General features: G+C 62.9%; 18 protein-coding genes. 13 read left to right on the forward strand and 5 right to left on the reverse strand.

Annotation, left to right across the window (positions count from 1 at the left end; genetic code table 11):
* Positions 1-27: 27 nt before the first annotated feature.
* Positions 28-294 (reverse strand): ATP synthase subunit C, encoded by a 267-nt coding sequence (locus tag ACODNH_RS04480; RefSeq protein ID WP_434530979.1) that lies wholly within the window; start codon positions 292-294, stop codon positions 28-30.
* A gap of 203 nt (positions 295-497) precedes the next feature.
* Between ACODNH_RS04480 and ACODNH_RS04485 the strand changes: the two genes are divergently transcribed.
* Positions 498-926, forward strand: a complete 429-nt coding sequence (locus ACODNH_RS04485; protein ID WP_306707896.1) for a hypothetical protein — start codon at positions 498-500, stop codon at positions 924-926.
* On the opposite strand, the gene ACODNH_RS04490 is transcribed toward ACODNH_RS04485, so the two are convergent.
* Together ACODNH_RS04490 and ACODNH_RS04495 are read right to left on the reverse strand one after the other, a co-directional pair.
* Entirely contained in the window at positions 927-1,358 is a 432-nt protein-coding gene (locus ACODNH_RS04490) for an adenylyltransferase/cytidyltransferase family protein (RefSeq protein ID WP_306707897.1), read from the reverse strand.
* Positions 1,355-1,852 carry a Mov34/MPN/PAD-1 family protein gene (locus ACODNH_RS04495; RefSeq protein WP_306707898.1) on the reverse strand — a complete coding sequence of 166 codons (498 nt, stop codon included), beginning with the start codon at positions 1,850-1,852 and terminating at the stop codon, positions 1,355-1,357. Before ACODNH_RS04495 ends, ACODNH_RS04490 begins: the two co-directional genes overlap by 4 nt.
* A 94-nt stretch (positions 1,853-1,946) precedes the next feature.
* Between ACODNH_RS04495 and ACODNH_RS04500 the strand changes: the two genes are divergently transcribed.
* Positions 1,947-3,860 carry a DHH family phosphoesterase gene (locus ACODNH_RS04500; protein WP_306707900.1) on the forward strand — a complete coding sequence of 638 codons (1,914 nt, stop codon included), beginning with the start codon at positions 1,947-1,949 and terminating at the stop codon, positions 3,858-3,860.
* Positions 3,861-3,886: 26 nt separating this feature from the next.
* Here the strand turns inward: ACODNH_RS04500 and ACODNH_RS04505 are convergent, their stop codons facing one another.
* On the reverse strand, positions 3,887-5,512 hold the full coding sequence (locus ACODNH_RS04505) for a phospholipase D-like domain-containing protein (RefSeq protein ID WP_434530980.1): 1,626 nt from the start codon (positions 5,510-5,512) through the stop codon (positions 3,887-3,889).
* Between the two features lie 42 nt (positions 5,513-5,554).
* Positions 5,555-6,829 carry a HEAT repeat domain-containing protein gene (locus ACODNH_RS04510; RefSeq protein ID WP_306707904.1) on the reverse strand — a complete coding sequence of 425 codons (1,275 nt, stop codon included), beginning with the start codon at positions 6,827-6,829 and terminating at the stop codon, positions 5,555-5,557.
* Between the two features lie 125 nt (positions 6,830-6,954).
* Here ACODNH_RS04510 and ACODNH_RS04515 point away from each other — a divergent pair, with 125 nt between their 5' ends.
* The 11 genes from ACODNH_RS04515 to nuoK all read left to right on the forward strand — a co-directional run bounded on the left by ACODNH_RS04515 (position 6,955) and on the right by nuoK (position 15,444).
* Positions 6,955-8,577 (forward strand): uracil-xanthine permease family protein, encoded by a 1,623-nt coding sequence (locus ACODNH_RS04515; protein ID WP_306707906.1) that lies wholly within the window; start codon positions 6,955-6,957, stop codon positions 8,575-8,577.
* A gap of 2 nt (positions 8,578-8,579) precedes the next feature.
* Complete coding sequence (locus ACODNH_RS04520; RefSeq protein WP_306707907.1) at positions 8,580-9,002, forward strand: hypothetical protein; 423 nt, start codon at positions 8,580-8,582, stop codon at positions 9,000-9,002.
* A 46-nt stretch (positions 9,003-9,048) separates the two neighbouring features.
* The gene (locus ACODNH_RS04525; RefSeq protein ID WP_306707909.1) at positions 9,049-9,699 is read left to right on the forward strand and encodes an AIR carboxylase family protein; all 651 of its coding nucleotides are present in this window, start codon (positions 9,049-9,051) and stop codon (positions 9,697-9,699) included.
* Between the two features lie 151 nt (positions 9,700-9,850).
* Positions 9,851-10,264 carry an NADH-quinone oxidoreductase subunit A gene (locus ACODNH_RS04530; RefSeq protein ID WP_306707911.1) on the forward strand — a complete coding sequence of 138 codons (414 nt, stop codon included), beginning with the start codon at positions 9,851-9,853 and terminating at the stop codon, positions 10,262-10,264.
* Positions 10,257-10,949 (forward strand): NADH-quinone oxidoreductase subunit B, encoded by a 693-nt coding sequence (locus tag ACODNH_RS04535; RefSeq protein WP_306707913.1) that lies wholly within the window; start codon positions 10,257-10,259, stop codon positions 10,947-10,949. Before ACODNH_RS04530 ends, ACODNH_RS04535 begins: the two co-directional genes overlap by 8 nt.
* A 6-nt stretch (positions 10,950-10,955) precedes the next feature.
* Positions 10,956-12,638, forward strand: coding sequence for an NADH-quinone oxidoreductase subunit D (locus ACODNH_RS04540; protein WP_306707915.1), 1,683 nt, complete (start codon positions 10,956-10,958; stop codon positions 12,636-12,638).
* On the forward strand, positions 12,638-13,681 hold the full coding sequence (locus ACODNH_RS04545; RefSeq protein WP_306707918.1) for a complex I subunit 1/NuoH family protein: 1,044 nt from the start codon (positions 12,638-12,640) through the stop codon (positions 13,679-13,681). Before ACODNH_RS04540 ends, ACODNH_RS04545 begins: the two co-directional genes overlap by 1 nt.
* Before the next feature lie 43 nt (positions 13,682-13,724).
* Complete coding sequence (locus ACODNH_RS04550) at positions 13,725-14,186, forward strand: NuoI/complex I 23 kDa subunit family protein (protein WP_004518194.1); 462 nt, start codon at positions 13,725-13,727, stop codon at positions 14,184-14,186.
* A 294-nt stretch (positions 14,187-14,480) separates the two neighbouring features.
* Positions 14,481-14,750, forward strand: a complete 270-nt coding sequence (locus tag ACODNH_RS04555) for an NADH-quinone oxidoreductase subunit J (protein WP_004518193.1) — start codon at positions 14,481-14,483, stop codon at positions 14,748-14,750.
* Positions 14,747-15,145, forward strand: coding sequence for a proton-conducting membrane transporter (locus ACODNH_RS04560; RefSeq protein ID WP_306707926.1), 399 nt, complete (start codon positions 14,747-14,749; stop codon positions 15,143-15,145). Before ACODNH_RS04555 ends, ACODNH_RS04560 begins: the two co-directional genes overlap by 4 nt.
* Positions 15,142-15,444: an NADH-quinone oxidoreductase subunit NuoK gene (nuoK, locus tag ACODNH_RS04565; RefSeq protein ID WP_014040788.1), complete on the forward strand. Its 303-nt coding sequence runs from the start codon at positions 15,142-15,144 to the stop codon at positions 15,442-15,444. Before ACODNH_RS04560 ends, nuoK begins: the two co-directional genes overlap by 4 nt.
* Position 15,445 lies beyond the last annotated feature (1 nt).

The following is a 15,445-nucleotide window of genomic DNA, read 5'->3' on the forward strand; positions in this document are numbered from 1 at the left end:
GGACGGACTGTAGGGTTGGTAGTTTTGCTACGTTACGACGAACACTGTCACCAGCGTGAGGATGACGAGCGTCTCGGGCAGTACTGTGAGGATGAGCCCTCGTCCGAACATGTCGGGGTCCTCAGCGATGGCACCCACCGCCGCCGCACCGATACCGCGCTCGGCGAACCCGGAACCCAGCGCCGCTAACCCGACAGCAAGGGCCGCGAGTCCCCCGGCGAGGTAGCTGGCGGCCTCGGCGGATATCGCGGGCCCGCCAGTCTGTAACACGACTGCGCCTGTAGTGGCTGACATGGCTTTGCCGTTCGGCGGCGGCGGAAATCACGAACCCGATGGATTCCATCCCCCGGTATTCATGGTCGTCTTTTACAGTGACTGCCGGAGAATAAACACAGATACACAGTTTTTACGCGGACCGTCTCTGAACACTTGAACCGGACGCGCTTCCGGATCGACCCCGTGCGAACCGTTTTCACTCGGCCGCTGGAACAGCCGGTATGCGAACCCGGAGAGCGGTGCTTGTCCTCTCAGCCGGAACGATCTGTCTAGCCGGCTGTGGAACTCCTGGCGGCGGGTCGGATGGGGGTCTCACTATCGAAGCGGGAGACGCGACTGCCGCGCCCGGCAAGACGGCGAACATCGAGGTACAGGCTTCGTCGGTCGGCGTCCTGACCTGGCAACTGGCCGAGATTCCCGAGAGCTGGCAGGTGACACACGAGGACTTCGAGCCGGAGCCGACTGCCGTGCGGGAATCCTATCCGCCGGAACTCGTCTGGGACCCTATCGCTGACTCGGTGACCGGCAGCTTGGCCGTCGCCGTCCCGGACGGTGCGACACCCGGTGAGTACATGCTGGCGGTCGAGGCCGGGACGGATACCTCGGACGAGCGCGTCGTCTCGGAGGCGACGGTCACCGTTGAAGCGTAATCACTCGCTACGTTCGTCGAGAATCCGGTCGATAATCCGGCCAGTCGACAGGAGCCGGTCAGCCGCCTCGGCTTCCAGCGGGCTGGCCCGGCGGATCTCACAGTCGATTCCACGGGCGGACAGCGCCGCTTCCAGTTGCTCGTCGTCGTGGTGCTGGTCGTATCCCAGTGCGATGATGTCCGGTTCGATTCGCTCGATGGGGACGAAGATGTCCTCTGGATGCCCCAAGTGTGCCTCGTCGACCGGTTTGAGTGCGCTGACCATCTCTCGGCGTTGCTCGTCCGGGACGACCGGCGGCTCCTTGTGCGTGACGTTGACCGAGCGGGCCACGATGACGTGCAGTTCATCGCCCATGTCGGCGGCGTCCTGCAGGTAGTGGACATGGCCCGGGTGCAGAATATCGAACGTTCCCTGCGCGACAACGCGGGTCACTGATCGAACTCCTCCTCGCGTAGCTCGGCGTCGATATCAGCCTGGTCGAAATCGAAAAAGGACTCCTCCGGCGGCTCCACATCGAGTACCGGAAGGTCGACCGCTGTCCCGTCGCTGTCGAACGCCTTCCAGTCATCGCGGCCGTACGGGTAGCCGACAATGATGTGGACGTCGCCGCGACCGAACGTCGCAAGGTCCGCGTCGCTGGGCTTGAGGACACCGTTCGGGTGCGAGTGAATCGACCCCGCCGCTCGCATATCGTTTGGAACCATGCTCGTCTTGACGGTCGCACTGACCGGGTTCGACTCTGTCCCCGGAATGACCAGAACATCGGTCAGAACGGTGCCGTCGTCGTCGAGCCCGAGCTTGCTGGCGTCATCGCCCCGGAGAAAGCCCATATACTCGTTGGGATGGGCCTCCTCGGAGGCTGCGAGCGCGAACTCGAGTGCAGACTCCGCGATCCCGAGTATCCCGCTCGTTCGGAACAACCCCATACCACGCTGTCGGGTCGGACGCTTTTTACGCGTTGTGTTCGTCCCTCCGCGGATTCCGAAGAGTACAAACGGGGGAGCACCGAAGGATTGACAAATGTCTTCGCCAACTGGCACCGGTGACGGTGCGACGGTCCCCGACGGCGGGACCATCGTCTACGATCTTGCGGACCAATGTACGTCCGATGATCTCGAAGAAGGCGCACTGTACCACGCAACTGTCAACGGCACCGTCGAATACGGCGTGTTTGTCGATCTCTCCGATGCTGTCTCCGGGCTCGTTCACGACTCTAATCTCCTGGGCCAGTACGACGTGGGCGACGACCTCATCGTCGAACTCGGCGAGATCCGCCCCGATGGCGATCTGAGCTTCGAAGAAGTACGGGTCGCAGACTACGAGGAACAGCGTGTTGCCCACGGCAACGCGACCACCGTCGCCGACCTTGACGATGCGACTGGTGAGACGGTCATCATCGAGGGCCAGGTCGTCCAGATCAAACAGACCGGCGGCCCCACCGTGTTCCAAGTCCGTGACGAAACCGGCATCGTCCCGTGTGCCGCCTTCGAAGAGGCAGGCGTCAGGGCACACCCTGACGTCGAAATCGACGATATTGTCCGCATCTCCGGGCGCGCAGAGGAGCGTGACGACGGCTTGCAGATCGAAGCCGAATCGCTGACAGTCCTCGACGGCGAGGAAGCTGCCGCCGTCGAGAGCGACCTCGACGCCGCACTGGCCGAAGCCGCCGAACCAGCTGACGTCGAGCCGCTGGTCGAGTGGCCCGCCTTCGAGAAGCTGTGGGATGACCTCCGGGAAGTTGCGACGGAACTCCGAAAGACGGTGCTCTCGGGTCGACCGATCCGCATGCGTCACCACGCCGATGGTGACGGGCTCTGTGCGAGTGTCCCGCTGCAGGTCGCACTGGAGTCGTTTATCGCCTCCCAATACGAAGATGCCAGCGCGCCCCAGCACCTCCTCAAGCGCCTCCCGAGCAAGGCCCCCTACTACGAGATGGAGGACGTGACCCGGGACCTCAACTTCGCATTGGAGGACCGCACCCGACACGGGCAGAAGCTCCCGATGCTGCTGATGCTCGACAACGGCTCCACTGAGGAAGACACGCCGGCCTACCGTAACCTTCGGCACTACGACATCCCGGTTGTCGTCGTCGACCACCACCATCCGGACCCCGAGGCTGTCGAGCCACTCATTGAGCAACACGTCAACCCGTACCTCCACGACGAGGACTACCGTATCACGACGGGAATGCTGTGTGTCGAACTCGCCCGGATGATCGACCCCGACCTCACCGAGGACCTCACGCACGTCCCCGCCGTCGCCGGCCTCTCGGACCGTTCGGAAGCCGAGGCGATGCGGGACTACATCGACCTCGCCGGCGAGAAGAGCTACGACGAGAGCGACCTTCGCGACATCGGCGAGGCGCTTGACTACGCGACTCACTGGCTACGCTACAACTCCGGCGAACAGCTCATCACCGACGTGCTGAACGTCGACTGTGACGACCGCGACCGCCACGCGGAAGTCGTCGACTTCCTGGCCGAGCGGGCCGAGCGCGACGTCGAAGACCAGCTCGACGCCGCCATGAGCCACGTGGACCACGAGCGCCTCGACAACGGCGCGCACCTCTACACAATTGACGTGGAGAACCACGCCCACCGCTTTACCTACCCCGCGCCGGGCAAGACGACGGGCGAAATCCACGACCGGAAGGTAGCGGAAACTGGCGACCCCGTGATCACCATCGGCTACGGTCCGGACTTCGCCGTTCTGCGCTCCGACGGCGTCCGTCTGGACATCCCGCGGATGGTCACCGAGCTCAGCGAGGAGATCGACGGCGGCGGTGTCTCCGGCGGCGGTCACCTCGTTGTCGGCTCCATCAAGTTCGTCAAGGGCCGCCGCGAGTCAGTCATCGACGCTCTCGTCGAGAAGATGGCCGAGGCCGAGATCGACGAAGAACTCGGAAGCTCGACGGCGCTGCCCGAAGAAGTGTAAGCTGCTCGCCACACAATATCCGTTTTCTACGCTTCGAACGAAACCCGACGAGCGGCGAACCCGGCGACTACGAGAAGACCGAGTAGGGCCACGAGTGCCCCGACCGGCATGTCAAAGTCGCCGGCGTCCCAGTCGGCAGCAAAGACAGCGCCGAAATAGTCGGCTGCGTCGCCCCCGTGAAGCACCAATACGACCTCGCGGTTGGCTGTCGCTGCCTGTTCGTTCCAGTTGAGACTGCCGACGATGACCTGTTCGTCATCGACGACAGCGCCCTTGGCGTGAATCTTCTCGTAGCGACCGTCGGGGTCCGCCACTTTCGCCGTCAGCGGCGCCTCGTTACGGTCGGCCCACTCTCGAAACCGCTGTGCTGTCTGCGTGTTCTCCTCGCGGACGTACCACGCGTCACTCAGCAGTAGGCGGACCTCGACGCCACGCGACGCGGCTCGACGGAGCGCCCGGAGGAGTGGGCTGTTCCAGTCTCCGACCGTTGGCTGGATGACGTCAATGGAGTCGTCCGCGCCGTCTATCGTCGTGACGAGTTCACCCTGGGCGTTGTCCGGGGTAATCAAGAGGTCCGTCCGCTGAACGGGCACCGATTCAGCCCGGAATTCAGTCGGATACGTCCCGGTCGCTGTCTCGGCCCGCTCGAACTGTCGGCCCTGACGGTACTCTCCCCACGGCTTGCTGTCCTGCCAGCCGGTATCCGACTGGAACGTCTGATTCAGCCCGTCGACGACTCGTGGCTGTGCCGTGACCACCCCCCAGCCGCGGCTGCTGTTGCCGCCCGTGCCGGCGGGCTTCCAGTTCTCCGTCAGCACGACGGCCCGCCCGTCGGCGACGGCGTACTTCGCGTGGTGGTAGCGATATCTGGTACGTGGACCTGTCATCACCCGGACGGAGACGCCGGCCCCGGCCAGTCGGTCAAGGGTGCTGGCCTCTGCGGCGGTGCGGCTGCCGACCGGTTCGCCCTCAAGCAGGACGCGAACCGTCGCACCGCGGCGCTGGGCGGCGATAAGTGCGTCGGCGACCCTTGTCGAGGAGAGGGTGTACCCGGCCAAGTATACCCGCTCGTCCGCGTTTCGTATCGGCCGAATCGGAGCAGCAGGTGTATCCGGCAGCGCGAACGCGCGGACCTCACCACCGGCGGCCCTTACGACCGGGCGGTCCGTCGCACCCAGCGGCCGCCAGCGGATAACCGATCCGTTCACTATGCCGAGTTCCCCCTCGACGGCCTCGGTGTACCGGACGGCGTCGACAGTCTGATTAGCACGCTGAAGGTGAACCCGCTCACCGCCGTTTGCCAGTGCAAGATGTCCGTCGAGGCCGACGACCGGCCAGTTGGTGAGCTTTCGCGTCCGGTTCGGTGCCGTCGAGAGGACGACGCGCCCGCGGGCAGTGGTGTTCGGAACACCTGCAGTACCGGCGCCGTCGGTAATGGTGTACTGCCTGATATCGGTCCCGACGGGGATGTCAAGGACGACGAACTCCCCCTCATCGCCGCCGGCGACGGGGTCCGGATACACTGCATGGATCGACGGTTCTGTGGGACCTCTGGTTGGTGTTACGGCTGAAGTCGCCTGACCAGTGGCGATACATGGGCTTATCGCGGCGAAGACAAACACGCAACAGACAAGTGGGGCGAGCGACCGCATCGGGCCGTCTGGCCGCCCGCTCGTATAAAAAGGTACCCTGCTTCAGGCGCTGGCTGCCTTTTCCGCTTCGGCTTGGACAATGTAGGCACGGTCGTCCGTGTAGCGGGCAGCTTCATCGAGCGCCGTTTCGGTTCCGATCTGTCGGAGCGCCCACGCGGCGGAGGCGCGAACGGAATCGCTGTCGTCGGATTTGAGTATGTCGCCGAGCGGCTCGATAGCGCGGGTATCACCGAGCAGGCCGAGGGCGCGGGCCGCGACCGATCGGACCTCCTCGCTGTCGGCGTCGAGACGATTGGCGACCGGCTGGACCGACTCCGCACTGCCGATAGCGCCCAGTGCGCGCAGCGTGACTTTCTGGAGCGCGGGGTCGCCGTCACCGTCGATGTAGTCGTGCAGCGTCTCGGTTGCGCGCTCGTCGCCGATTTTCCCCAGCACCTCGATCGGCCCCTTGTCGCGTTTCTGTGCGCGCTGGTGCATCGCGTCGAAGGCCGGTTCGGCGTCGCTCCCGAGGTTGTACAGGAGGTCAACGATGTACCCGTCGAAGAACTCTGACCCGAGTTTGTCGTAGGCGAACAGGACCTGCTCGAAATCGCCCTCCTCAGCGTGGAGCTTCGCGGCGTTCCACTCCGGCGGGAAGTCCTTCCGGTTCTCGTTGGTCAGGATGTCGTAGAAACCGCGGGCGTCGAGTTGCTCTTGTACCGTGAGGTCGTCCCAGACTTCGGCTTCGTCCAGCCCTGTTTCCAGCGCTTCCGCCGCTTCGAGGAGTCCTTCGATAGTTTCCGTATCCTCGTCAGGGTCGAGGTTTGCCGCTTCGATGGCGTCGGCGACTGTATTCAGCGCATCCCCGGCAGCGACGAAATCGCCGCTCGTGTCGGCGTTGTGGTCGACGAACTCGGCGCTTTCGTCGAGGAACGTTTCGACGGCTTCCTGTGCTTCACCCTCGCCGTCGTCGGTCCACTCGCTGTCGGTGACGGTATCCGCTGCGTCAGAAACGATAGCGACCACGTCATCGGCATAGGGGCCGCGCTGTTCGTCAAGGTCGTCGCGCAGGTCCGACAACTGGGACTCCAGTTCCTCGCGGGGGTCTTCGGCTTCGTCGTCGTCCTCGTCGGGTTCGGGCAGGTCGGCGGCTTTGAGGTCGCTCTCGATGTCGTCGAGGGACGACTCGACGTCGTCGAGGTCGGCCTCGGTCTCTGCGGCCTCTAGCGCGTCGCCGGCCTCCGTGAGACGCGATTCCAGTTCTTCGGCGGTCACGTCGATCTCATCTGCTGCCTCGGCGTCGTCCGACGCGTCAGCCTCGTCGTCCCCGTTGCTCATGTCCAAGACTGTGTCGGAGCGGGCCAAGAGCGTTTTCCTTTCGAGGCGAGCGGCTGCGTCCCGTCGGCGCCGGCCCAACGAGCAAAGAATATGTATCGGGAGTTGCAGTGCCATGGGTAGCGAGCATGACTGACGCGACACCGCCCGATGACGGCCAGAGCGCGACCACACCGGAGGAACCGGAAACCGCCGGCTTCGTCGAGTACGGCATTGACGACAAGCCGCCGCGAAAGCAAGCGATACTGCTCGGCGTCCAGCATTACCTGACGATGATCGGCGCGTCCGTCGCGATCCCGCTCGGACTCGCGGGTGCGATGGGGATGTTTGAGGCTGCGCCGGACCAGGTCGGCCGTCTCATCGGGACGTTTTTCGTCGTCTCGGGTATCGCGACGCTCGCCCAGACGACGCTCGGGAACAGATATCCGATCGTTCAGGGCGGGACGTTCTCGATGCTTGCGCCCGGGCTGGCCATCATTGGCGTGCTAGCCCAGCAGGGCGCGAACTGGCAGACCATGCTCGTCGAACTACAGGGGGCTGTCATCGTCGCCGGCATCGTTGAAGTGGTGATCGGTTACAGCGGCCTCATGGGAAAGCTGAAGCGATATGTCGGCCCGATCGTTATCGCACCGGTCATCGCGCTTATTGGACTAGCGCTGTTTAACGTTCCACAGATTGCGAACCCGAACTTCGGCGACCCCGGGACCGGGCAGAACTGGTGGCTGCTTGGGCTGACGATGCTCTCGATTATTGCGTGTTCGCAGTACCTCGACCGACGCCACCGCGCGTTCAAGCTCTTTCCCGTGCTTCTGGGTATTCTGTTTGCGTGGACCGTCGCGGCTATCCTCTCGGTCACTGGCGTCTTCACCCCGGGCTCGGTCAGCTACGTCTCGCTCGGTTCTGTCACGAGCGCCCCGCTGGTCCAGCCGATCTACCCGTTCCAGTGGGGGCTCCCGCAGTTCACGCCGGGCTTCATCGTCGGGATGTTTGCCGGGATGCTCGCCTCTGTTGTCGAGAGCTTCGGTGACTACCACTCCGTTGCCCGCATCGCCGGCCGCGGTGCGCCGAACAGCAGCCGAATCAACGACGGTATCGGGATGGAGGGGGTCGGCAATGTGTTTGCCGGCATTATGGGCACCGGTAACGGCTGTACGTCGTACACTGAGAACGTTGGCGCAATCGCTATCACCGGCGTCGCCTCCCGATACGTCGTGCAAATCGGTGCGGCGGTGATGATTCTGGTCGGATACTTCGGACCGGCGGGCCAGCTGTTCGCGACCATCCCGTCGCCGATTATCGGTGGCCTCTATATCGTCATGTTCGGGCAGATCGCCGCAGTCGGGCTCTCACAGCTCAAATACGTTGACCTCGATGCTAACCGAAACGTCTTCATTGTCGGTTTCGCACTCTTCGTCGGCCTCGCAGTGCCCGAGTATATGAGTCAGGTCGGGCAGGGGATGGATGTCGGCGGCTCGACAGCCCTCCAGCAGGGTCTGGCAGCTGTCCCGGTCCTTGGAGGCGTACTCGGGACCGATGTGGTTGCGACCACGCTGTTTGTCATGGGCGGGACCGGGATGGTCGTCGGTGGCATCGTTGCCTTCGTCCTCGACAACACCGTGCCAGGGACCCGCGAGGAGCGCGGACTCGCAGCCTGGGTCGCGCTCACCGAAGATGACAATGAATACGTCTCAGCGCTAGACCGTATCCGCGGCCGCGACAGCGACCGCCCGGCCGCAGTGAGCGACGACTGACCGTGGACAACGACAGCGACGGCACGACCGGGGACACCACACCGCTTGTTAGCGACGAGCGGTACGCCGGCACGCTCCGAACCGGCGGGACTGTCATCATCGGTGTTGACCGTCTTGTAGTTGACCGTGGTGACGAGCCGATGGTCGTTGATCTCGACGACGTAGTCGAGGTGAGTCTGCAAGACATCGACTGGTTTCTTGCGGTGATGAGCGTCGCGCTAGTCGGCTTCGGGTTGCTGTCACTCGACCGGTCCATCCTCCTCGGCGGGGCCTTCGCTGTCGCTGGTGCTGTCAGCCTCGCACTCACCTACCGCAAGCGGTACGCACTCAGGATACAGGTCACCGGTCGTACCGACCCGCTCAAGTGTTTCCCTGCGGACCCACAGGCACTACTTGCCGAACTGGAAGCGGCGCTGGCCGACTGACCGGAAATCGCCTACACTTACCCCGGTCCCCGTTCCAGTCGGTTGTATGTCCGCAGACAACGTGCAGTCGCTTATTGACCAGTTGCACGAAGAGGCCGAGATGGACCGACCGAACGACCTAACGCCCGATGTCGGCATCATCATGGGATCGGATTCAGATCTACCGACGATGGCAGGCGGGCAGGGTAAGCGACCGGGGGCCTACGCGGCGCTCGCCGACGAACTCGGCTTTGAGGAACAGACGGACTACACCGACGCGCCTGAGAGCCGCTTCACCTTCGAGACGTTCGTTTGCTCGGCCCATCGGACGCCCGACCTGATGTACGCCTACGCAGCGACGGCCGCCGAGCGCGGCATCGACGTGATTATCGCCGGCGCTGGTGGCAAGTCCGCAGACCTGCCGAACATGACCGCCAGCATCGCCTACCCGCTGCCGGTCATTGGGGTCCCAGTGCAGGAGAAATCCGTCGACTCGGTTATCGGGATGCCACAGGGCGCGCCGATCACGGCAGTCGACGCCGGCAAGTCGTTCAACGCTGCGCTCTCAGCGGTACAGATTCTCGCGCGGCAGCACGACGAACTCTGTGACCGGCTTGTCTCGTACCACGAGGGGCTCCAGACCGATGTCGGCGAGGCGTCACGTGACCTCCACGAACTCGGGACGCCCGGATTCAAACGCGAATACTGGGACGAGTGATACCCGAGGGGCGCCACACCCAGGGAGGTGGATGCAGATAACTTTCCATCCGAAAGCGCGTCGGCTCTTAAAGACCTGCAGGACGGAAAAACCGAACAATGAACCCTTATATGCGAGTACTCCTAACCGGCAGACGATAGGAGATACCGGAATGAGTAATCCATGGATCGCCATCGGCGCGCTCGCGGTCGTGGCGCTAGCCATCCCAGTGACGATGATGGCAGTTTCGAGCCTCTTGCGGCCCAGCGTGCCGGAACAAGGCAAACGCACCACCTACGAGTCCGGTGAAGTGCCGACTGGCAGCAGTCGACAGATCAAGTTTAATATCCAGTACTACATGGTCGCGCTGCTGTTCGTCGTCTTCGACATCGAGACCGTCTTCATCTTCCCGTGGACGGTCATCTACAGCGACGCAGCCGCTGAGTTCGGGATGACCACGGCACTGCTACCGATGGTCGTATTCATCGCGATTCTCGCCATCGGACTCGGTTGGGCCTGGCGTAACGGCGCAGTTCAGTGGGTGCGCAGTCCGCGCGCCACGAAGGGGGCAGACACATATGAGTAGTGACCAAACACCACCGGCCGTCGAAGACGTATCGACACAAGAGGCCCGCATGGGTGACGGGGCCGACGACCGCTTCAACTCGACGCTACGCGAGGCGTTCGGGTCGACGCCGTTCATCCTGACCAAGTTCGACAAGTTCATGAACTGGGTCCGGGGCTCCTCGATGTTCATGCTACAGTTCGGGATCGCCTGCTGTAGCATCGAAATGATCCACACCTACGCGATCAAGCACGACCTCGACCGCTTCGGTTCAGGGGTGCCGCGTGCGTCCCCGCGTCAGGCAGATGTCATTATCATTCCGGGGACCATCGTCTCGAAGTTCGCGCCGCGGATGAAGCGCGTCTACGACCAGATGCCCGAGCCGAAGTTCGTTGTCTCGATGGGTTCCTGTACCATTTCCGGCGGCCCGTTCCAGGAAGGATACAACGTCATCAAGGGCGCGGAAGAGGTCATCCCGGTCGACATCCACGTGCCGGGTTGTCCGCCACGCCCCGAGGCACTCATCTACGGCGTCGCCAAGCTGCAAGAGCGCATCGCTGAGGGCGAGTCCTCGCCAGTGACGGTCAAACCCTATGAACTGGAGCAGTTCGGCGATCTCGAACAGGACGAGCTTGTGGACAAGCTCGCTAGCGAAATCGACGAGGAAGACCTCGTTATGCGGTACAACTGGAACGACTCCCCCTAACTTGCCATGAGTTTAGAAAAACCATCACGCGATACGGCGCTTGACGTCGGAGTCACCGAGGACGGCCTCGATTACGACGCGCTTGCGGACCTGCTCGGGGGCCACGTCCTCGACCGTGAGGAGCACGTCAACGCCGAGGGGTTCGTTATCCGTCCCGACGAGGTTCAGGACGTCCTCTCAACGCTGAAAGAGGAAGCTGGGTTCGACCACTGCGCCTGTGTCACAGCACAGGAGTACGACGACCGGTACGAATCCATCTACCACCTGCGGAAGTACAACGACCCGACACAGGAGCTGTCGATTGTCGTCCCCTCACCGAAAGACGATCCGCACAACGAGTCGGCCGCTCGCGTTTATGACACCGCAGACTGGCATGAACGAGAGGCCTACGATTTGGTCGGCATCGACTACGACGACCACCCGGACCTCCGGCGCATCCTGCTGCCCGAGACCTGGCAGGGCCACCCCCTGAGCCAAGACTACAATCAGGACCAGCCACAGATCGTCTCGCTGCGAGAGCACGCGAATCCGCTGGAAGACGACAAGCGCAGCGAGGACGACCCGGACACGATGTTCGTCAATATCGGTCCGCACCACCCGGCAACCCACGGCGTGCTCCACGTCGAGACGGTGCTTGACGGCGAGCAGATCGCCGACCTCGAACCCGATATCGGCTACCTGCACCGCTGTGAGGAGCAGATGTGCCAGCAGGGAACCTACCGCCATCAGATCATGCCGTACCCCGACCGATGGGACTACATTTCCGCTGGCATTCTCAATGAGTGGGCGTACGCGCGCGCTGCCGAGGACCTCGCGGATATCGAGGTTCCCGAATACGCACAGGTCATCCGGACGATGGCGGCAGAGATGTGCCGGATCGCCTCGCACGAACTCGCACTGGCGACGTTCGCGCTGGACGTGTTCGGTGACTTCACCGCAGTCTTCCAGTACGGGATCCGCGACCGCGAAATCGTCCAGAACCTGCTCGAAGATCTGACCGGCCAGCGGCTGATGTTCAACTACCTCCGACTGGGCGGGGTTGCCTGGGATCTGCCAGAGCCTCGCGAGGAGTACTTCGAGAAGATCCGCGACTTCCTCGACGATCTCCCGCACAAGCTCGAAGAGATCCACGACCTCGTCACCGGTAACGAGATTTTCCAGATGCGGTGTGTCGACACCGGCGTCCTCTCCCCGGAGCAGGTCAAGCAGTACGGCGCAACCGGTCCCGTGGCACGCGGCTCTGGCGTCGACTACGACATCCGGCGGGACGACCCATACGGCTACTACGACGAACTCGACTGGAACGTCGTCACCGAGCAGGGCGGCGACAACTTCAGTCGTGTTCTCGTCCGCCTTCGTGAGGTCGAGGAGTCGGCCCGCATCATCGAGCAGTGTGTCGACCTGCTGGAGCAGTGGCCGGAAGACGACCGCGAGATTCAGGCTAACGTCCCGCGGACGCTCCGCCCGGACCCCGACAAGGAGATCTACCGCTCTGTCGAGGGCGCGAAGGGTGAACTCGGCATCTACATCCGCTCAGATGGGACAGACAAGCCGGCGCGGTTCAAGATCCGCAGTCCGTGCTTCTCGAACCTGCAGACGCTGCCGGAGATGTCTCAGGGCGAATACATCCCTGACATGATCGCCTCGCTCGGGAGCCTCGACATCGTACTCGGGGAGGTGGACCGGTAATGCAGTCGGCGCCGTTACCGGAAACGCTCGCGAACCTGCTTGGGCTTGACCCCAACAGCACGGCCGTGATGATCGTGATGAGCCTCATCGGCGCGGGGCTCATTGGGACGCTCATGATGACGAACACGGCGCTTGCTGGTCCGTGGGCGAAGCGAAAAATTACGGCCGCGTTCACCGACCGCATCGCTGTCGACCGTATCGGCCCCTACGGGCTGTTCATCATCGTGGCCGACGCCGTCCGCCTGCTCTCGAAGGAACTCATCGTTCCCGAAGGCGTCGACCGGCCGGCGTGGGACCTCGCGCCGCTCATCATTGCTAGCACCGCGCTGCTCGGGTTCGCTGTTATCCCGATGGGGAACGGCATCCAGCTCGCCGACCCCGAGGTCGGCCTAGCGTACGTGTTTGCGACGGCCTCGATGGCCTCCATCGGTCTGGTAATGGCCGGCTACGCATCGAACAACAAGTACTCATTCCTCGGCGGGCTGCGTGCTGTCGCGCAAAACCTCGCCTACGAAATCCCGCTCATCCTGACGGGCGCGTCGGTCGTCATCTTCGCCGGCTCGCTCCAGATGAGCGAGATCGTCGCGGCCCAGCAGCAGTCGCTGATCGGTCCGCTGCCGTCGTGGTACGCGTTCGTGAACCCCTTCGCGTTCGTGCTGTTCATGATTGCGAACCTCGCAGAGGTCGGCCGCAATCCGTTCGACATCCCGGAAGCACCGACCGAGATTGTCGCCGGCTACCAGACCGAGTACTCCTCGGTGTACTTCGTGCTCGTCTACCTCGGGGAGTTCATCCACATCTTCCTCGGTGGGGCGATCATCGCCACGATCTTCCTCGGCGGCCCGGCCGGTCCGGTTCTGCCGGGCATCGTCTGGTTCCTCATCAAGATCTGGGGCGTCTTCCTGTTCACGCAGTGGGCCCGCTCGGCGGTCCCGCGCGTCCGGATCGACCAGCTTATCGAAATCGGTTGGAAGGGAATGTTGGTGCTCTCGCTGGCGAACCTGCTGCTGACCGCGGTTATCGTCGGGGTGACCGTCCAATGACGGCCACGCGAACCGACCCACGAGCGACTGGAGGAGACCTGTCATGATTGGAATCCTGAAATCAATGGCGACGACGATGAAACACGCCCTCGACGGGGAGACGTTCACGGTGGAGTACCCGGACGTCGCCCCCGAGGTGAGCCCCCGCTTCCGCGGCGTCCACAAGTGGAGCCAAGAGCGGTGTATCTGGTGTCGGCAGTGTGAGAACGTCTGCCCGAACAACACCATCCAGATCGTGATGGACGAGCAGCGCAACGGTGAGCAGTACAACCTCCACATCGGCCAGTGTATCTACTGCCGGCTGTGCGAGGAAGTCTGCCCGACCGACGCGATCCTGCTGACCCAGAACTTCGAGTTCACTGCGGACACGAAAGACGAGTTCGCCTACGACAAGGAACAACTCAAGAACGTGCCGTGGTACAAGGATATCGACCCACTGGAGTCACGCGAACCCGACCGGGGCGCGTGGATCGGCGAGGGCGACGGCGAAGTCGACTACCAGTAATCCTTCGACGGATTTTCAGCGGGTTTGTATCAATGCACTCGAAGCGACTGCTCTGTTCTTACTAGCGCGGACTTCCACAGAACAGCCGCATCCGCTCAAGGAGATTGGCTTTCCAGTGTCGATTCGAGAGTGGTGTGACAGTACGCGGCACCGAAAATGATTGTTTTCTTATATATGTTCGCACGTAAGACGGGAGTGCCCCGAAATATAGAGTCCATACCGGCAAACAGTGGCTCTACTGGCGAGACGAAAGAGGAATCTTCAAAGGGACGCCGCAAAGAGTCTCCAAGTAAGATGGCACTGGCAGAGTCAATTGCGTTCGCGCTGTTCGCTATCGTAACAGTGGGCAGCGCTGCGGGCGTCGTGTTAGTCCGGGACGTCTGGCACTCGGCGCTGTTACTGGGCGTGTCCCTTATCAGCGTCGCAGTGTTTTACGTCATGAACCAGGCGGCGTTCGTCGCAACGATGCAGATCCTGGTGTATGTCGGCGGCGTCCTCATTCTCATCACCTTCGCGGTGATGCTGACCCGCGAGGACGAGTCGGTGATCGAGGTGACACCATGACCACAAAGCCCGAACTACAGACGGAGGGGAGTTTCGTCGCGGGACTGGCCGCAATCGCCCTGTTCGTCGTCCTCGGTGCAGTGTTCATGGGCGTCTCGTTTCCCGCGCCAGCGGGCTTCGGTGAGGGAGCGGCAATAACCAAGAGCCTCGGCGCGGCGATGTTCGATATCGCCCCGGGCGTGATTATGGGCAAGGGTGAGACGGCCGTTCCCGGTGAAGGGTTCCTTGTCGCGTTCGAGGTTATCGACATCGTGCTGGTGGCCGCACTTGTCGGCTCCGTCATGCTCGCCCGACGCGAAGTCGCTGGCGAATCAGTAACACTCGGTGTCGAAACCACGGACGACGACGACATGGCCGTTGCCGCTGACGGTGGTCCGGGAGGTGACGACTCGTGATTCCGGCTGAAACGTATCTCCTCCTGTCGGCGGCCATATTCTGTATCGGCCTGTTCGGCATCCTCACCCGACGGAACGCGCTCATCTTCCTGATGTCCGTCGAGCTGATGTTGAACGCTGCGAACATCAACCTCGTCGCGTTCTCACTGCAACACGGGAACCTCACCGGCCAGGTGTTCAGCCTGTTCACGATGGCACTCGCCGCCGCGGAGGTCGCCATCGGGATCGGTATCGTCCTGGTCCTGTACCGCAACTTCTCAGACGTGGACGTGACGAAGGCGACGACGATGAGGTGGTAAC

It is taken from the genome of Haloarcula sp. NS06, assembly GCF_051122755.1.
Taxonomy (GTDB): domain Archaea; phylum Halobacteriota; class Halobacteria; order Halobacteriales; family Haloarculaceae; genus Haloarcula.